Source organism: Streptomyces genisteinicus, from assembly GCF_014489615.1.
Classification (GTDB): Bacteria; Actinomycetota; Actinomycetes; order Streptomycetales; family Streptomycetaceae; genus Streptomyces; species Streptomyces genisteinicus.
Genome location: NZ_CP060825.1, coordinates 3,725,370 through 3,743,224, shown reverse-complemented (window position 1 = coordinate 3,743,224; position 17,855 = coordinate 3,725,370). Strand labels below are relative to the sequence as shown.

Annotated in this window: 13 protein-coding genes; 3 read left to right on the top strand and 10 right to left on the bottom strand. The window is 71.4% G+C overall.

Translation table 11 applies throughout. The features are described 5' to 3' along the window. Positions 1-114 precede the first annotated feature (114 nt). The gene (gene metG, locus IAG43_RS16265) at positions 115-1,734 is read left to right on the top strand and encodes a methionine--tRNA ligase (protein ID WP_187741441.1); all 1,620 of its coding nucleotides are present in this window, start codon (positions 115-117) and stop codon (positions 1,732-1,734) included. Positions 1,735-1,866: 132 nt separating this feature from the next. On the opposite strand, the gene IAG43_RS16260 is transcribed toward metG, so the two are convergent. The 5 genes from IAG43_RS16260 to IAG43_RS16240 form a co-directional block, all read right to left on the bottom strand. After that, entirely contained in the window at positions 1,867-2,649 is a 783-nt protein-coding gene (locus IAG43_RS16260) for a L,D-transpeptidase family protein (protein WP_187741440.1), read from the bottom strand. Between the two features lie 497 nt (positions 2,650-3,146). Then, positions 3,147-4,964 (bottom strand): aspartate--tRNA ligase, encoded by a 1,818-nt coding sequence (aspS, locus tag IAG43_RS16255; protein ID WP_187741439.1) that lies wholly within the window; start codon positions 4,962-4,964, stop codon positions 3,147-3,149. Between the two features lie 121 nt (positions 4,965-5,085). Continuing rightward, a complete protein-coding gene (locus IAG43_RS16250; protein ID WP_187741438.1) occupies positions 5,086-6,183 on the bottom strand; it encodes an AI-2E family transporter in 1,098 nt (365 codons plus the stop codon). 192 nt (positions 6,184-6,375) lie between these two features. Continuing rightward, positions 6,376-7,359: a pirin family protein gene (locus IAG43_RS16245; RefSeq protein ID WP_187741437.1), complete on the bottom strand. Its 984-nt coding sequence runs from the start codon at positions 7,357-7,359 to the stop codon at positions 6,376-6,378. 158 nt (positions 7,360-7,517) lie between these two features. Continuing rightward, complete coding sequence (locus IAG43_RS16240) at positions 7,518-7,970, bottom strand: SseB family protein (protein WP_147987320.1); 453 nt, start codon at positions 7,968-7,970, stop codon at positions 7,518-7,520. A gap of 131 nt (positions 7,971-8,101) precedes the next feature. Here IAG43_RS16240 and IAG43_RS16235 point away from each other — a divergent pair, with 131 nt between their 5' ends. Together IAG43_RS16235 and IAG43_RS16230 are read left to right on the top strand one after the other, a co-directional pair. Further along, a complete protein-coding gene (locus IAG43_RS16235; protein WP_187741436.1) occupies positions 8,102-9,928 on the top strand; it encodes an acyl-CoA dehydrogenase in 1,827 nt (608 codons plus the stop codon). Between the two features lie 149 nt (positions 9,929-10,077). Then, positions 10,078-11,400 (top strand): M18 family aminopeptidase, encoded by a 1,323-nt coding sequence (locus IAG43_RS16230; RefSeq protein ID WP_187741435.1) that lies wholly within the window; start codon positions 10,078-10,080, stop codon positions 11,398-11,400. Positions 11,401-11,667: 267 nt separating this feature from the next. Here the strand turns inward: IAG43_RS16230 and IAG43_RS16225 are convergent, their stop codons facing one another. The 5 genes from IAG43_RS16225 to IAG43_RS16205 form a co-directional block, all read right to left on the bottom strand. After that, a complete protein-coding gene (locus IAG43_RS16225; protein ID WP_187741434.1) occupies positions 11,668-13,485 on the bottom strand; it encodes an NHL domain-containing thioredoxin family protein in 1,818 nt (605 codons plus the stop codon). A gap of 69 nt (positions 13,486-13,554) precedes the next feature. Continuing rightward, positions 13,555-14,775 carry an FtsX-like permease family protein gene (locus IAG43_RS16220; protein WP_187741433.1) on the bottom strand — a complete coding sequence of 407 codons (1,221 nt, stop codon included), beginning with the start codon at positions 14,773-14,775 and terminating at the stop codon, positions 13,555-13,557. Next, the gene (locus IAG43_RS16215; protein ID WP_223005938.1) at positions 14,772-15,476 is read right to left on the bottom strand and encodes an ABC transporter ATP-binding protein; all 705 of its coding nucleotides are present in this window, start codon (positions 15,474-15,476) and stop codon (positions 14,772-14,774) included. The genes IAG43_RS16220 and IAG43_RS16215 overlap by 4 nt, the downstream gene beginning before the upstream one ends. Before the next feature lie 8 nt (positions 15,477-15,484). Then, the gene (locus IAG43_RS16210) at positions 15,485-17,197 is read right to left on the bottom strand and encodes a hypothetical protein (RefSeq protein WP_187741432.1); all 1,713 of its coding nucleotides are present in this window, start codon (positions 17,195-17,197) and stop codon (positions 15,485-15,487) included. Positions 17,198-17,207: 10 nt separating this feature from the next. Then, positions 17,208-17,681, bottom strand: coding sequence for a hypothetical protein (locus IAG43_RS16205; RefSeq protein ID WP_187741431.1), 474 nt, complete (start codon positions 17,679-17,681; stop codon positions 17,208-17,210). Positions 17,682-17,855: the final 174 nt, after the last annotated feature.

Sequence of the window (17,855 nt, the reverse complement as noted above, 5' to 3'; positions counted from 1 at the left end):
TTCCGCGCAGGGGCCGACGCGCATTCCCCGGAGGGCACCGGCCCCCGGCCCGGCTCGTCGGGGCGGGGCGCAGCGCGGTGAAGGGCGCTCGCCGGGGCCGATAGGATTTCGACCATGGCGGCCACTGGATCCGAGAAGCAGGGGACGAGCGCAGACGCGAAGGCGTTCTACGTGTCGACCCCCATCTACTACGTCAACGACGCTCCTCACCTGGGCCACGCCTACACGACCGTCGCAGGCGACGTGCTCACCCGCTGGCACCGCCAGCGCGGCGAGAAGGTGTGGTACCTCACCGGCACGGACGAGCACGGTCAGAAGATCATGCGCACGGCCGAGGCGAACAACGTCACGCCCCAGGCCTGGTGCGACAAGCTCGTCGAGGAGGCCTGGAAGCCCCTCTGGGAGCACCTGGACATCGCGAACGACGACTTCATCCGCACCACGGAGAAGCGGCACACGGACCGTGTGCAGGAGTTCGTGCAGGACCTGTACGACAAGGGCGAGATCTACAAGGGCGGCTACGAGGGCCCGTACTGCGTCGGCTGCGAGGAGTACAAGCTCCCGGGCGACCTGATCGAGGCCGAGGACGGCACCAAGCTGTGCCCGATCCACAAGAAGCCGGTGGAGATCCTCAAGGAGGAGAACTACTTCTTCAAGCTCTCCGAGTACGGCCCGAAGCTGCTCGACCTGTACGCGGCCAACCCGGGCTTCATCCAGCCCGAGTCCGCCCGCAACGAGGTCGTGAACTTCGTCAAGCAGGGCCTGCAGGACCTGTCGATCTCGCGCTCCACCTTCGACTGGGGCGTCCCGGTCCCGTGGGACGACAAGCACGTCATCTACGTGTGGGTCGACGCGCTCCTCAACTACGCGACGGCGGTCGGCTACAACGAGAACCCGGCGAAGTTCGAGGAGACGTTCCCCGCGAACGTGCACCTGGTCGGCAAGGACATCCTGCGCTTCCACGCGGTGATCTGGCCCGCGATGCTGATGGCGCAGGGTCTGCCGGTGCCGGGCCGGGTGGCGGCCAACGGCTGGCTGATGGTCGGCGGCGAGAAGATGTCGAAGTCCAACCTGACGGGCATCAAGCCGCAGGACCTGACCTCGCACTTCGGCGTGGACGCGTACCGCTGGTACTTCCTGCGCGCGATCGCCTTCGGCAGCGACGGCTCGTTCTCCTGGGAGGACTTCAGCGCCCGCTACACCTCCGAGCTCGCCAACGACTACGGCAACCTCGCCTCGCGCGTCGCCGCGATGGTCGGCAAGTACTTCGGCGGCGCCCTGCCGGAGGACACGGCCGCGGGCGAGGCGGAGCAGGCGGTGCGGGACGGACTGGTGACGGCGGTCGCCGAGGCCGACCGGAAGATCGGCGAGGAGCTGGACTTCCAGGGCGGCATCCTGGCGGTCTTCGACTTCGTGAAGCAGGTCAACGGCTACATCACGGAGCAGGAGCCGTGGAAGGTCGCCAAGGACGAGTCGCCCGAGGGCAGGGCCCGCCTGGCGACGATCCTCTACACGGCGGCCGAGTCGCTGCGCGCGGTCGCGGTCCTGCTGAACGCGGTCATGCCGGAGACGTCGCAGAAGCTGTGGGACTCGCTGGGCGCCGAGGAGTCGCTCGGGGCGCTCGCCGGCCGGCGGGTGCAGGACGCCGGGGCCTGGGGGCAGCTGCCCGCCGGTGCGACGGTCACCAAGGGCGCGGTGCTCTTCCCGCGCCTGGAGGACCCCAGGAAGGACTGACGCCCGCGCAGGGCGGTACACGGGCGGCCCGGCACCGGGGACGGTGCCGGGCCGCCGTGCGTCCGCCTCGTGCCCCGGGGACGCCGGAGCGGCCCCCGTCCCCGCGGGCCGCGCCGGCGTCCCCGCGCCGTGTCAGCGTGCCAGGACCTCTGCGGGGCCCATGACGACGATGGGGCGCAGGCCGGGGTCGAGCGCCCGCAGCAGCTCCTTCATCCGGTCCCGTTCCAGCGACACGCAGCCCTGGGTGGGGCCGCCGTGGTCGACGTGGATCCAGATGCCGCCGCCTTTGTCGTCACCGAGCGGACGGGCCGGGTCCAGCGGGCTGGTGCCCGGCTCGCGGTTGTAGTCGACGGCTACGACGTGGTCGAAGGATCCTTCGAGCGGCTCGCCCTCGAATCCCCGCCCGCTGATGGTGAAGAGGGACTCCTGGTCGTACGGGAGCTCGGTGCCGGGGTCGGGGAGCAGGCCGCCCGCGTCGCTGAGGCCGTAGACGCCGATCGGCGAGCGCAGGTCGCCCTGGCGGTGGTCGTCGGTCCAGCCGCGCAGCGCGTTGTGGGCGGGCCACCGCGCGGAGGCGGGGCTCCAGCCCGTGGCCGCGTCGCGCTCGTAGAGCACCGCGGTCGACGTGTTGGCGTCCGCTCCCTTGCCGCTGACGACCAGGGCCTGGCGGGTGCCCGCCGGGATGGCGGCCCGTGTCCGGGGTCCGAGGCCGGGGATCTCCCGGGCCTGCAGGGTCTGCGCGCGGGGTTCGGGCGCGGACCGTCCCCCGCCCGCGTTCTTGCCGCCGTCCGGCACCCGCTCGGCGGCGGCGGTGGACGGCGACGGCTGCGGGCCGGTACCGCCCGCGCATCCGCTGAGCAGGACCCCCGCACACACCAGTGCCGCGGCCGGAAGGGTTCGGAGGGGCAGGGGCATGTGGGGGCGGCCTTTCGTGGGAAGAGCGGGTGCGCGGGCTCCGGGAGCCGTACGGCGGTGGGGCGGCCGGCCGGCGAACCGCCCGCGGTTACGTTCTACTCCTCGCCACCTCCGATTCCACGGCAGCCGGGCGGCGCGGAAGAGTGCGGCTCTCCCGGACGCCCGGCCCCTCGCCGTCACGGTCCCACCGAACCGTCTTTCCAGGATGCGCAGGCCCACGCCCGCCCGCGAGCCCGCACGGCGGACGCGAGCACGGCGCGGCCCGGCCGGCACGCCACGACGGGCGGCGACAGCGGCCGGGAAGGCCCGGGAAAGCGACCCGGCGTCCGCGCCGGACACGGCCGCCGCTGCCTCAGCGGACCCCCGGGCAGCCCTCGCCCGCACCCCTTCCGGGCGTCCCTGCGCACCACACGCACCGCACGCACCGCACCCACCACGCGCGAGTGCCCGGAACGGCGAGCCGTTCCGGGCACTCGGGGCGTACAGCGGGGGGTGGGTTACCGCGCCGCGTCCGGGTGGACCGCCTCCGTCACCGGGCGGCCCTCCGCGGCCTTCTTCTCGACCGGCTTGCGGAGCTGGATGTTCAGCTCCTTCAGGCGGGCCTCGTCCAGCTCCGTCGGGGCGCCCATGAGCAGGTCCTGGGCGTTGCCGTTGAGCGGGAAGGCGATGGTCTCGCGGATGTTCGGCTCGTCGGCCAGGAGCATCACGATGCGGTCCACTCCCGGGGCGATGCCGCCGTGCGGCGGGGCGCCGTACTCGAAGGCGCGGAGCATGCCCGCGAACTCCTGCTCCACGGTCTCGCGCGAGTAGCCCGCGATCTCGAAGGCCTTGAACATGATCTCGGGCTCGTGGTTCCGGATCGCGCCCGAGGAGAGCTCGATGCCGTTGCAGACGATGTCGTACTGCCAGCCCAGCACGTCCAGCGGGTCCTGGGTCTCCAGCGCCTCCAGGCCGCCCTGCGGCATGGAGAACGGGTTGTGGGAGAAGTCGATCTTCCCGGTGTCCTCGTCCCGCTCGTACATCGGGAAGTCCACGATCCAGGCGAAGCGGAAGACGTCCTCCTCGAACCGGCCGGCGCGCTTGGCGGCCTCGACCCGGACCGGGCCCATGATCTTGGAGACCTCGTCGAACTCGCCCGCGCCGAAGAAGATCGCGTGGCCCGGCTTCAGGCCGAGGCGGTCGGTGAGGACCGCGACGTTCTCCTCGGTGAGGAACTTGGCGATCGGGCCGGTCAGCGCGCCGCCCTCGCCGACGCGGACCCAGGCCAGGCCCTTCGCGCCGAGGGAGACGGCGAAGTCGCCGAGGCCGTCGAAGAACTTGCGCGGCTGGTCACCGGTGTCCGGGACGGCCAGGGCCCGCACGTGCTTGCCGGCGAACGCCTTGAACTCCGAGCCCTCGAAGACGTCGGTGATGTCGACCAGTTCCAGGTCGGTGCGCAGGTCGGGCTTGTCGTTGCCGTACTTCAGCATCGACTCGCGGAACGGGATCCGCGGGAACGGGGAGGTGACGTGGCGGCCCCCGCCGAACTCCTCGAAGATCTCCGTCATCAGCTTCTCGATCGGCTGGAAGACGTCCTCCTGCTCGACGAAGCTCATCTCGACGTCGAGCTGGTAGAACTCGCCCGGCGAACGGTCCGCGCGGGCGTCCTCGTCGCGGAAGCAGGGCGCGATCTGGAAGTAGCGGTCGAAGCCGGAGATCATCAGCAGCTGCTTGAACTGCTGCGGCGCCTGCGGCAGCGCGTAGAACTTGCCGGGGTTCAGCCGGGACGGGACCACGAAGTCGCGGGCGCCCTCGGGGGAGGTGGCGGCGAGGATCGGGGTCGCCATCTCGTTGAAGCCGAGGGCCACCATCTTCGAGCGGATCGAGGCGATGACCGCCGAGCGCAGCATGATGTTGCGGTGCATGCGCTCGCGGCGCAGGTCGAGGAAGCGGTACTCGAGACGGCGCTCCTCGTTCACCCCGTCGTCGGTGTTGATGGTGAAGGGGATCTGCTTGGCCGCGCCGAGCACCTCGACCTCGGCGGCCTCGATCTCGATCTCGCCGGTGGGCAGTTCCGGGTTGACGTTCTCGGCGCCGCGCGAGACGACCTTGCCGTCCACGCGGACGACGGTCTCCTTCGTCAGCTTGTCGAGCACCTCGGCGGCCGGGGTGCCGGGGCGGGCGACGAGCTGCGTGATGCCGTAGTGGTCGCGCAGATCGATGAAGAGGATGCCGCCCAGGTCTCGGCGATTGTGCAGCCAGCCGCTCAGCCGGACGTCGGTGCCGACGTCAGAGGCGCGGAGCTCGCCGCAGGTGTGGGACCTGTACCGATGCATCGTCGTTCATCCAGTCTTGGGATTCGGGGGTGGGCAACCTGTGCAAGGTTACCGTCCGGCCCCCGCCGCTCTCTTTGACATAGACGGAACACGACGCGAGCGGTCCGGTCCGCCGCGGGCCCTACGAACCGTCCGGCGGGCCCGGGGGCCCTGACGGCGGCGCCGGCGGGGGCGGCGTCCCGTAGCGTTCGCGCAGCTCGCCGACGACGCCGAAGGCCGCGGCGGTCACCGGAACGGCCAGCAGCATTCCCAGGATGCCCGCGAGGCCGGCTCCGGCGGTGATCGCCAGCATCACCACCGCCGGGTGCATCTGGACGGTGCGGCTCTGGATCATCGGCTGGAGCACATGGCCCTCCAGCACCTGCACGGCGAGCACCACCCCGAGCACCCAGAGCGCGATGACGAAGCCCCGGTCGGCGAGGGCGACCAGGACGGCGACGGCTCCGGAGAGGAAGGCCCCGAGGTAGGGGATGTAGGCGCCCACGAAGACGAGCGCGCCGAGTCCGGCGGCCCCGGGCACCCGGAGGATCAGCAGGCCGACGGTGATGCAGACGGCGTCGATCAGCGCGATGAAGGTGGTCCCGCGCATGAAGCCCTCGACGGCGCCGAAGGCGCGGCGGGACATGGCCTCCGCCACGTCGCCGGTGGAGCGGGGCACGATCGAGCGCAGCGTGGAGACGGCCCGGTCCGAGTCGCGCAGGAAGAAGAAGACGAGGAGCAGGGCCAGGACGGCCACGGCGATCATCTCGCCGACCACGCTCAGGCCGGTGATCACTCCGGACGCGGCGGTGCCGCCGAACTTGCCCAGGAGGTCCTGGGCGTTGTCCGCGATGTCGTCCAGCGAGGTTCCCGCCGCCCCGAAGTGCTCCGCGAGGTCCTGGCCGGCCTGGCGGACGGAGGCCACGATCTGGTCCCCGGTCTCCACCAGGGCGTGGACCACGATGTAGACGGCCCCGCCGACGACCGCGAGCACGGCGACGCAGGTCAGCCCGGCCGCGAGCGAGCGCCGCATCTTCATCCTGAGCAGCAGCCGGTTCAGCGGCCCGAGCAGCGCGGTGCCGAGCAGGGCCAGCAGCACCGGGGTGACGACCGTCTTGAAGATGATCACGAGCCAGACGGCGACCCCGGCGACCCCGGCCACCAGCAGGGCGACCGCGCACCAGGCGGCGAGCCTGCGGATCGGCTCGGGGAGCAGGGTCTGCGGGTGGGGAGCGGTCACCCTGCCCACCCGATCACGCGCCGACCCCCGCGGCCCGCCGGAGCGGGCCACGGGGGTGACGGTGCGTCAGCCCGCGCGGGGCCGGCCCCCCCTCGGGGCGCGCCGCCGCGCCGGGGCCCGGCGGCTGCCTTCGCAGGCGCGCCGGGCCCGTCGGGGTCCGGCTCCCCTCCGGGCCCGCCGCCCCCTGCGGGCTCAGTTGCCTTCGGGGCCCGAGGGCTTCATGCCGTGCACGGCGGGCACGGTGCCGAGCCGGCCCTTCTGGAAGTCCTCGAAGGCCTGCTGGAGCTCGGCGCGGGTGTTCATGACGAACGGCCCGTAGTGCGCCATCGGCTCACGGATCGGCTGCCCGCCGAGCAGGACGATCTCCAGGTCCCCGGTGTGCGATCCGTTCTGGGCGTCGTCGGCCCACACGGTGAGCGCGCCGCCGGCGCCGAAGACGGCCGTCTGCCCCATGTGCACGGGACGCCGCTCCTCGCCGACCGCGCCGCGTCCCGCGAGGACGTAGGCCAGGCCGTTGAAGTCCTCGCGCCACGGGATGCGGATCTGCGCGCCGGGGCGCAGGGTCGCGTGGATCATCGTGATCGGGGTGTGGGTGATGCCCGGGCCCTTGTGGCCGTCCAGCTCACCGGCGATGACGCGCAGCAGCGCGCCGCCGTCGGGGGAGGTGAGGAGCTGGACCTGGCCGCCGCGGATGTCCTGGTAGCGGGGGTCCATCATCTTGTCGCGGGCCGGCAGGTTCACCCAGAGCTGGAGCCCGTGGAAGAGGCCGCCGGACATGACCAGCTGCTCCGGGGGCGCCTCGATGTGGAGCAGGCCGCTGCCTGCCGTCATCCACTGGGTGTCGCCGTTCTGGATGGTCCCGCCGCCGCCGTTGCTGTCCTGGTGGACGAAGGTGCCGTCGATCAGGTAGGTGACGGTCTCGAAGCCGCGGTGGGGGTGCCAGGGGGTGCCCTTCGGCTCTCCGGGCGCGTAGTCCACCTCACCCATCTGGTCCATCATGATGAACGGGTCGAGGTGCTGGTAGTTGATGCCGGCGAACGCGCGGCGCACCGGGAAACCCTCCCCCTCGAAACCGGTGGGCGCGGTGGTCACGGTGCGCACCGGCCGGGAGACGGCGTCGGCGGGCGCGGCGACGCGCGGCAGGGTGAGCGGGTTCTCGACAGTCACTGCAGGCATGGCGGGGACCTCCTTGTGCGACCACTTTAGTTGAAGAATGAACTTCTTGCCACCGGGAACGACGGACGCCCGGGAGGTATTCCTCCCGGGCGTCCCGCGGCCCGTGCCGGGCCGTTGCAGGCTTCCGGTCCATGCCGGGCCGGAAGCTGCGACGCGGCCTAGCCGTACATCCGGCGCATCGCGAAGTCGACCATCTGCTCCACGGCCTTCGCGTCGAAGACCATGCGGTGGTCGCCCTCCATGTCGAGCACGAAGCCGTACCCCGTGGGCAGCAGGTCGATCACCTCGGCGCCGGTGATGACGAAGTACTTCGACTCCTTGCCCGCGTACCTGCGCAGCTCCTTGAGCGAGGTGAACATCGGGATCACCGGCTGCTGGGTGTTGTGCAGCGCCAGGAATCCGGGGTTGTCGCCCCGCGGGCAGTAGACCTTCGAGGTGGCGAAGATCTGCTGGAAGTCCTCGGCCGACATCGCCCCGGTGGTGAAGGCGCGCACCGCGTCCGCGAGGGACGGCGGCGACGGTTCCGGATACAGCGGCTGCTGCCCGTAGGAGGGCTGCTGCGGCACGTACTGCTGCTGCTGGGCGCCCGGGGTCTGGTCGTAGCCGTACATGCCCGCAAGAGTAACGAGTCACAGTTGACCCGATCGGGGTTGCATCTTATTACCGACGGGTAGCATCATCGTAGCTACTTGCTGGTACGTGGACGATCAGTCCAATTTCCGAGTCTTACGGAGCCGTCGCCATGGGGCACTACAAGTCGAATCTCCGCGACATCGAGTTCAACCTCTTCGAGGTCCTCGGGCGCGACAAGCTGTACGGCACCGGCCCGTTCGCGGAGATGGACGTCGACACCGCCAAGTCGATCCTGGAGGAGATCGCCCGGCTCGCGGAGAACGAGCTGGCCGAGTCCTTCGCCGACGCCGACCGCAACCCGCCCGTCTTCGACCCCGCCACCAACACCGCGCCCGTCCCCGCGAGCTTCAGGAAGAGCTACGAAGCCTTCATGGACTCCGAGTACTGGCGCCTCGGCCTGCCCGAGGAGATCGGCGGCACCACCTCGCCGCGCTCCCTGATCTGGGGCTACGCGGAGCTGCTGCTCGGCTCGAACCCGGCCATCTGGATGTACTCCTCCGGCCCGGCGTTCGCCGGCATCCTCTTCGAGGAGGGCAACGAGGCGCAGAAGAAGGTCGCGCAGATCGCGGTCGACAAGCGCTGGGGCTCCACCATGGTCCTCACCGAGCCGGACGCCGGCTCGGACGTCGGCGCCGGCCGCACCAAGGCCGTGCAGCAGGAGGACGGCTCCTGGCACATCGAGGGCGTCAAGCGCTTCATCACCTCCGGTGAGCACGACATGGAGGAGAACATCCTCCACTACGTCCTCGCCCGCCCCGAGGGCGCCGGTCCCGGCACCAAGGGCCTCTCCCTCTTCCTCGTGCCGAAGTACCTCTTCGACTGGGAGACCGGCGAGCTGGGCGAGCGCAACGGCGTCTACGCGACCAACGTCGAGCACAAGATGGGCCTCAAGGCCTCCAACACCTGCGAGATGACCTTCGGCGACCAGCACCCCGCCAAGGGCTGGCTGATCGGCGACAAGCACGACGGCATCCGCCAGATGTTCATGATCATCGAGTTCGCCCGGATGATGGTCGGCACGAAGGCCATCGCCACCCTCTCCACCGGCTACCTGAACGCCCTGGAGTACGCCAAGGAGCGCGTCCAGGGCCCCGACCTGGTGAACTTCGCCGACAAGACCGCCCCCAAGGTCACCATCACGCACCACCCCGACGTGCGCCGCTCCCTGATGACGCAGAAGGCCTACGCCGAGGGCATGCGCGCCCTGGTGCTCTACACGGCCGCCGTCCAGGACGAGATCGCCGTCAAGGAGGCCGCCGGCGACGACGCCAAGGCCCTCGTCGCCCTCAACGACCTGCTCCTCCCGATCGTCAAGGGCTACGGCTCCGAGCGGTCCTACGAGCAGCTCGCCCAGTCCCTGCAGACCTTCGGCGGCTCCGGCTACCTGCAGGAGTACCCGATCGAGCAGTACATCCGGGACGCCAAGATCGACACCCTCTACGAGGGCACCACGGCCATCCAGGGCCAGGACTACTTCTTCCGCAAGATCGTGCGCGACCAGGGCCAGGCCCTGAACACGCTCTCCGAGGAGATCAAGAAGTTCCTGGCCGTCGGCGACGGCGGCGAGGAGCTCGCCGGCGCCCGCGACGCCCTCGCCAAGGCCGCCGTCGACCTGGAGGCGATCGTCGGCACGATGACCAACGACCTCATCGCCACCGGCGAGGACGTCCGCAGCATCTACAAGGTCGGCCTCAACACCACCCGCCTGCTGATGGCGTCCGGCGACGTGGTCGTCGGCTACCTGCTGCTGCGCGGCGCCGCCGTGGCCGCCGAGAAGCTCCCGACCGCCTCCGCCAAGGACGTGCCGTTCTACCAGGGCAAGATCGCGGCCGCGAAGTTCTTCGCCGCCAACGTCCTGCCCGGCGTCTCCGTCGAGCGCGCGCTCGCCGAGACCGTCGACGGCTCCCTCATGGACCTCGACGAGGCCGCGTTCTAGGCTCTGCGGTATCCAGGCATCAGGCCGCCGTCCGGACCCCCGGGCGGCGGCCCTGTCATGTCGACCGCCCGCCGCGGCCCACCGGCCGCCGACCGGGGACGCCGCAGCGGCCACCGCCGCTCACGAAGCCCCTCGTTAAGGTGAACATCATGAGCAGCAGCGAACCCTCCCCCACACCGTCGGCGGCCACCGCCCCGTTCGACCGCGGCCACACCGACGACCTGATGTCGTTCCTCGCCGCAGCGCCGACGCCCTACCACGCGGTCGCCGAGGCCGCCGGGCGGCTGGAGAAGGCGGGCTTCCGCCAGGTGCTGGAGACGGACGCATGGGACGGCACCGCGGGCGGCCGGTACGTGCTCCGCGGCGGCGCCCTGATCGCCTGGTACGTGCCCGAGGGTGCCGCTGCGCACACCCCGTTCCGCATCGTCGGCGCCCACACCGACTCCCCCAACCTGCACGTCAAGCCACTGCCGGACACCGGCTCCCACGGCTGGCGCCAGATCGCCGTGGAGATCTACGGCGGCACGCTCCTCAACACCTGGCTCGACCGCGACCTCGGCCTCGCCGGCCGGCTGACCCTGCGCGACGGCAGCCACCGCCTGGTGAACGTCGACCGCCCGCTGCTGCGCGTCCCGCAGCTCGCCGTCCACCTCGACCGCTCCGTCAACACCGACGGGCTCAAGCTCGACCGCCAGCGCCACATGCAGCCGATCTGGGGCCTCGGCGACGTGGCGGAGGGCGACCTGATCGCCTTCCTGGAGGAGGAGGCCGGCATCGCCGAGGGCGAGGTCACCGGCTGGGACCTGATGGTCCACCCCGTCGAGAAGCCCGCCTACCTGGGCCGCGACCGCGAGCTGCTGGCCGGGCCCCGGATGGACAACCTGCTCTCCGTGCACGCCGGCACCGCCGCGCTCGCCGCCGTCGCCGGACGGACGGACCTCCCGTACATCCCGGTGCTGGCCGCCTTCGACCACGAGGAGAACGGCTCCCAGTCCGACACCGGCGCCGACGGGCCGCTCCTCGGCTCGGTGCTCGAACGCTCCGTCCACGCCCGCGGCGGCACCCTGGAGGACCGCGCCCGCGCCTACGCCGGGACCGTCTGCCTCTCCTCGGACACCGGCCACGCCGTCCACCCCAACTACGCCGAGCGCCACGACCCGACCCACCACCCGCGCGCCAACGGCGGCCCGATCCTCAAGGTCAACGTCAACCAGCGCTACGCCACCGACGGCTCCGGCCGGGCCGTGTTCGCCGCGGCCTGCGAGAAGGCCGGCGTGCCGTGGCAGACCTTCGTCTCCAACAACGCCATGCCCTGCGGCACCACGATCGGCCCCATCACGGCCGCCCGCCACGGCATCCACACGGTGGACATCGGCGTCGCGATCCTCTCCATGCACAGCGCCCGCGAACTCTGCGGAGCCGACGACCCCTACCTGCTGGCCAACGCGATGGTCGCCTTCCTGGAAGGCTGACCCGCCGCCCGGGCCCCGCCCCGCCGGCACACGGGAAGCGGCCGCCGTTCCCCTGCCGCCCGCGCCCGAGCGGCAGGGGGACGCCGTGGCCGCCCAGTCCGTCCCCTGCCGCGCATGCGGAACGGACGGGGGCGGGCACCGGAACCGGCTCCGCACACGGCACGGCGGCGCCCCGGATGCGCTCGGGGCGCCGCCGTGCGGGCGCCGGGCGCGCCCCGGCGCCCGCCTCGGTGTCGGACCCGCCTCGGTGTGAGGCCCGCCTCCGCGTCAGGCCCGCTGCTCGTCCATGCCCGCCAGGACCAGCGGCAGCCGGACCGCGCCGTCCGCCGTCACCCGCACCGGGACGCCCCAGTCCTGCTGGTGCACATGGCAGGCCGGGTACTCGTTCGCGGGATCGTCGTCGCAGGACGCCGCCATCGCGGAGACGTGCAGCACGCCCTCGGACACCCCCGGATCGATCTCCAGCTCCCGGGACAGGTCCGACCCCGCCCCGTCGCCCGCGCGCAGCAGCTCCGGCGGCGTCGACGACACCAGCAGCCGCGTCGACGGCCCGTACCGGGTGTCCAGCTTCTGCCCGGCCGGGGCCTGGAACACCACGTCGAGGCGGAGGACACCCGGCGCGACATCGGTCGCCGCACGCTGCGTCCGGTGCGCCACCGCCTCCACGCGCACCGCCTCCTCCGGCAGCCGCAGCCGCGTCAGCCGGTGCCGGGCCGACTCCACGACCACGATCTCGTCGCCGTCGAGCACCGCGCCGCTCGGCTCCCGCAGATCGGTGGCGAGCGTGGTGACCTCGCCCGACGCCGGGTCGAACCGCCGCAGCGCGTGGTTGTACGTGTCGCTGATCGCCACCGACCCGTCGGGCAGCACCGTCACGCCCAACGGGTGCTGGAGCAGGGCCTGTCCGGCCTCGCCGTCACGGTGACCGAAGTCGAACAGGCCGGTGCCGACGGCCGTGTGCACGACGCCGTCGGTGCCGATCCAGCGCACCGCGCTCGTCTCCGAGTCGGCGATCCACAGCCGGTCGCCCGCCGCGGCGAGCCCCGACGGCTGCGCGAACCACGCCTCGGCCGCCGGGCCGTCGACCAGCCCCTCGTTCGTCGTACCGGCCGCCACCTGCACGGTCCCCGCCGCGGGGTCGTACGTCCACAGCTGGTGCACGCCCGCCATCGCGATCCACAGCCGGTCGTTCCACCACGCCACGTCCCACGGCGACGACAGCGCCACCTCGCCGGCCGGGCCCGACGTCGGCGACCCCTGCCACCACTGGCCGCCCGTGCCCGCCAGCTCCTCGATCGCACCGCTCGCCGGGTCGTACGCCTTGATCCGGTGGTGCACCGTGTCGGCGACGGCCACCCGGCCGTCCGGCAGCAGCGCCAGCCCCTGCGGCTCGTTGAACTCCCCGTCGCCGCCGATCCGCCGCACCACGCTCTCGCCGTCCGCCGCCAGCTCCACCAGCTGGTGCCGGGTCGAGTCGGAGACCAGGAAGTTCCCCGACGGCAGCCGCAGGACCTTGCCGGGGAACCGCAGATCGGTCGCCACCGGCTCCGGCGCCACGTACGGCCCGTCGCCGCGCCGCAGGGTGCCCTTGGCCTCGTGCTCGGCCTCCAGCTCCGCCACCAGCCGCTCGATCGCGTGGGCGTGGCCCTCACCGGCGTGCTGGGCGACGACGTACCCCTCGGGGTCGATGACCACCAGCGTCGGCCAGGCGCGCACGGCGTACTGCTTCCAGGTGGCCAGCTCCGGGTCGTCCAGCACCGGGTGGTGCACCTGGTAGCGCTCGACCGCGTCGACGACCGCCCGGTGCTCCGCCTCGTGCACGAACTTCGGGGAGTGCACGCCGACGATCACCACGGTGTCCCGGTGCTTCTCCTCCAGCTCCCGGAGCTCGTCGAGGACGTGCAGGCAGTTGATGCAGCAGAACGTCCAGAAGTCCAGGATCGTGATACGTCCTCGCAGGTCGGCGAGGGTCAGCTCCTTGCCGCCGGTGTTCAGCCAGCCGCCCTTGCCGATCAGCTCGGGGGCACGGACACGGGCACGGCGGGGGGCGGGCGCGGGGGTGGGCGCCGGGGCGGCATCGTTCATGGTTCAAGGGTGCCATCCGGCCGCGGTCGCCGGATCACGCCCGTGGGGGCGGGGCGGGCCGCCCTGCCGTCACCAGTCGCGCAGCGCCCTGGTCGGGTCGGTGCGGACGGCGCGGCGCAGCGGACGGGCGGCGCCGAGGAGGACGGCGGCCGCCGGCAGCAGGAAGGTCGCCGTGACCGCCCACGGGCCGGGCAGCACCAGTCCGTCCGGGAGCCGGCCGGCGAAGATCTCCACTCCCGCCAGCCCCCGGACGGCCAGCACACCGCCCACCGTGCCGAGCAGCGCCCCCGCCGCGCCCGCCGCGAGCCCCGTCGCCCCGAACTCGACGGCGAAGCCGGCGGCCACCTCGCGCCGCGTCCGGCCGACGGCCCGGAGCAGTCCGATCTCGTGCACCCTCTCGCGCAGCAGCCCGCTGCCGAGTCCGGCGCCCGTGACGGCCGCCGCGACGGCCAGCAGTCCGAGCAGGAGCAGCGCCCCCCACCGGAAGAGCTCCAGCAGCACCGGCAGCTCCCGTACGCGGTCGGCCACCGCGTACGCGTGGAAGCGCTGCTCGTGCAGGCGGTCCAGAACTCCGCCGACCGCCCCCGGTCCCGAGGTCACCACCGTCGCCTTGGCGAAGCCCCGCGTCTCCAGGTAGCGCCCGGTCTCCACCCCCTCCCGGGCCGCCGCCCACTTCGCCACCAGGGGCGTGGCCGCGTAGGCGGCGTTCGGCCCGTCGAGCTGCCAGGAGGGGTCGTACAGCCCGACGACGGTGACGCGGTCGGTGACCGGGGTGCCGCGGTTCTCGCCGATGCGCTGGGTGTAGCTGACGGACACGGTCCGGCCGAGCAGCCCGGTCAGGTCCTGGCCGTCCCCGACGACGGGGAGGACCACCTCGTGTCCGCGGAGGGGGAAGACCGCCTCCCGGACCTGCCGGCTCATCGGCGGCGGCACGGCCGTGCGGGCGGAGGTGGCGTGGAGCAGGAACGGCGGCAGGCTCGCGTCGGCTCCGCTGTCGAAGGACGCCTGCAGCACGGGCTCGACGGAGCGGACGCCCTTCATGGCGGCCACGGCTGCCAGGGTGGAGGGGGTGAGGCGTTTGGCCGCCGAGTCCTCGGCACGGGGCTCCAGGTCGATCTGCTGGAGGCTCGTTCCGGACGACAGCGTCGCCTCGGCGGTCCGCTCGGCTCCGCGCACGACCGTCGCGGCTGCCAGCGAGAGGGTGCCGCAGAGCGCGAGGGCCAGCGAGGAGGCGAACGAACGCCGGGCGAACCTCCGTGCGTTCAGCAACCCGTGGTGCAGTGACGTCACGAGCGCGCACCCTTCCCGAAGCCGGTGTGCTCCACGTCCTGGGCACAGGTCCCGCCTTCGATGCGCAGCACCCGGTCGGCCCTGGAGGCCACCTCACCGCTGTGGGTGACCAGCAGGACCGCAGACCCACCGCCGGCCGCGCCCCGGGTGAGGACGTCGAGTACGCCGGACTCGGTCTCGGCGTCCAGATTCCCGGTCGGTTCGTCGGCGAGGACGACCGCGGGTTCGTTGACCAGCGCCCGCGCGATGGCGATGCGCTGCTGCTCGCCTGCGGAGAGCTGGTGCGGCCGGTGCCGCAGCCGGTGTCCGAGCCCGACCTGTTCGAGCAACCGCACCGCGCGCTCCGTGCCGCCGCGCAGCCCCGAGCGGTGGGCCATGGCGACGTTCTCCTCCGCCGTCAACTGGGGCAGGAGGTTGAACGCCTGGAAGACGAAGCCGATGCGGTGGCGGCGCAGGGCGGAGAGTTCGGCGTCCCGCATACCGGCCGTGTCCCGTCCCTCCACCCGGACCGTGCCCTGGTCGGGCGTCGCCAGCAGGCCCAGGGCCATGAGCAGGCTCGTCTTCCCGCTGCCCGACCGCCCGACCAGGGCGACGGTCTCGCCCGCAGCGATCTCCAGCGACACGTCACGCACGGCGGCGACGGTCTCGTCGGGGCCCCGGTGGGAGATGCAGAGCCGATCGGCTCTCAGTACGGCTGTCACGCTGATCCTCACGGGGTCCGGCTGATGGCGGGGACGGCACCTTCGAGCAGTGCGTGGATCCGGTAGGCGGCCCGCGTGCCGGGCACTCCGCACTCGTCGTCCTTCGCGCTGTCCCGGTAGAACGCCGACGCCCCGGGGCAGTTGCGCCGCTTCTCCAGCAGCGCGGTGATCCGCTCGGCGTCCTCAGGTGTCGGATTCCACCCGAGGACGCCGGCGGCGTGGAGGGCCTCGGCGGCTTCCCTGACCGTTCCCCCCGCGAGCCGTTCCTCCGCTCGGGCGACGAGCTCGGTGGGGCTGGGCCTCCGTGGCAACCGGTCGAGTTGGCCCGCGCGGTCGAGACCGTTGATGAGGAGCGTCTGCGCGTAGCGGAACTGCGCGCTGTCCGGCTCCCAATCGGTCAGGGTGACACTGGGGACGGGCTCATCGAGGCTGAGCAGAAGTTCTGTGTAGCGGTTCCACACATCGACGTTGTGCGCTTCGACCGTGCGGGGTGCGGCAGTCCGGACAGCGGTGGCAATGGCCTTCCGGTCTGCTGGACTCACGTGCGCACCCGTGTCGTCCATGAGAACGAGCCAGGCACCGCGGAGCATCGGATCGGGCTCGGCCATGACGTTCGCCCGAAGGGCAGTCAGCGCTTCCCCCAGTCGGGAGTCCGAGCTGGGTAGCGCAGCGATCAACCGAAGCTTCGCCACCTCGTACGTGGACGTCAGGGAACCCTGGCGCTGCCGTACGGAGGAAACGAGTCCCGAAGGCAGTTGGCGTGAGTGGATGCGATCCGCGATCTGGGCGAGATCTGCCGGTGGCGCCTCAAGTCGCGTCCAGGCGCGGGCGATCAGGGAGAGAACCTGCGGGTCGGCCGAAACGGGATTCATGGGATTCAGCGCACCGCGAAGGCTCTTCAGCTGGCCTGAGACATCCAGGTTCAACTCGTGTGCCAGCAAGACGTAGTAGGCCGTCTCGATCACGCTTTCCTCTGTGTGGGCTGCGGCCCGGTCGGAGCCTTCGTCCAGCCACCAAGCGCGAGCCTGCGCGACCAGCGTGCGAGGCACCGGCGCATCGGCCAACGCCGCGATGCGCACGGCGTGATAGAGCTGCACTGGAGCATCCGGGGCCTCCGCGTCCGCGATGGGCAGCCATCGCCCCACTGCGGACCGCTGCGATTCCCGGAGTTCGACCCCGTAGTGCTCCAGAGCCTCCAGGGCGCCTGCCGTGTTGTTCAGGCGGACAGAGGCGCTGTCGGACCGGGAACCCGGATCGCGAAAGAATCCTTCCGGCGTGAGGTATCGGAGCAGTGCATCGGCGTCTGCCCGCGTGTGCACGGTCTCCTCCGTCGCCGATTCGATCTGCGCGATCCACACGAGAGAACTGAACGGCTCCCTCCGAACTTCGTCGGAGAAATCATTGCGGAGTGCATCACGTTCAACCCGAATGGGCACATGACGACCGGTCGTGAATTGCAGCGCGGTCAACCCGTAGGCGGATTCATAGAGTCCGGGCCGGGCAGCTGAACCGACTGCCGCCACAAACAGTCCATCGTCGGCGCGCAATTCTTCCAACTGGTCCTGCAATTGCTTCTGCTGACCGGAGAGCGGCACGCGGTGATCGTCGGTGAAATCGATGAAATTTCCGATGAGGCGCATTCCCATGAGGCTTGCAAGAATTCCTCCGGCCAACGCCAGCGCGAGTAGCCATTTCGTGCGCGGCAGCACTCTCCTGGTCATGTCCGACTCCTCAGCCTGCGCAAGCGGATGCTGTGCCCTTGACGCCGAGCCGCTTGTGAGCCGTGGATCCGTACGAGCAGGTCTCGATGCCCCAGACCATGGAGAGGTAGCCGGAACGCGCCTGACCGGCCAGGTCAGAGGTCCAATTGTTGGTGTTGATCCACTCGAAAGAGTGTGTTCCCGAGCTTCCGCTGCCCGTGACACCCGTACCGCTGCCTCCGATGGAAACCGAGCCGCCCCTGCCCGTGATCTGGGCAACGTTCTTGACCCAGTCCATCCTCTGCCGCTGCTTACCCCGGTACACCTTGGTCGACGTCTTCCAGTCGCACGCCTTGGCCCAGAGGTTGCACTCCCATGCGTTCACCTGAAGGCTGATGCCTTCTCCGATCGACCGCTTGGAACTGTCACTGATGGCACCCGCCGGGCTGCCTGATGTCACGGCGATGAGCAGTGCAGCGCCGACGACAAGAGAAGGGTTCTTCATCCGTATCCCCAGGGAATTGATTTCCGGACCGTCGTTCGGCGGCAGACATTAGCGGAGGGCAGCCGCACGGAAGTATGCGTTGTGACGGGCCCCGATCTGCCACAACGTTCCTGCGGCCCGAACCGCGCCACCGTGAATGATCGATACGCCTCAACCCGGCCATGGAGCATTCGC

Excerpts from the sequence above, each read along its gene's own strand:
- IAG43_RS16240 (WP_147987320.1), bottom strand. The coding sequence starts at position 7,970 with ATGTACGGCTACGACCAGACCCCGGGCGCCCAGCAGCAGCAGTACGTG.
- IAG43_RS16235 (WP_187741436.1), top strand. The coding sequence starts at position 8,102 with ATGGGGCACTACAAGTCGAATCTCCGCGACATCGAGTTCAACCTCTTC.
- IAG43_RS16225 (WP_187741434.1), bottom strand. The coding sequence starts at position 13,485 with ATGAACGATGCCGCCCCGGCGCCCACCCCCGCGCCCGCCCCCCGCCGT.
- IAG43_RS16210 (WP_187741432.1), bottom strand. The coding sequence starts at position 17,197 with ATGACCAGGAGAGTGCTGCCGCGCACGAAATGGCTACTCGCGCTGGCG.
- metG (WP_187741441.1), top strand. The coding sequence starts at position 115 with ATGGCGGCCACTGGATCCGAGAAGCAGGGGACGAGCGCAGACGCGAAG.
- IAG43_RS16260 (WP_187741440.1), bottom strand. The coding sequence starts at position 2,649 with ATGCCCCTGCCCCTCCGAACCCTTCCGGCCGCGGCACTGGTGTGTGCG.
- aspS (WP_187741439.1), bottom strand. The coding sequence starts at position 4,964 with ATGCATCGGTACAGGTCCCACACCTGCGGCGAGCTCCGCGCCTCTGAC.
- IAG43_RS16205 (WP_187741431.1), bottom strand. The coding sequence starts at position 17,681 with ATGAAGAACCCTTCTCTTGTCGTCGGCGCTGCACTGCTCATCGCCGTG.
- IAG43_RS16230 (WP_187741435.1), top strand. The coding sequence starts at position 10,078 with ATGAGCAGCAGCGAACCCTCCCCCACACCGTCGGCGGCCACCGCCCCG.
- IAG43_RS16245 (WP_187741437.1), bottom strand. The coding sequence starts at position 7,359 with ATGCCTGCAGTGACTGTCGAGAACCCGCTCACCCTGCCGCGCGTCGCC.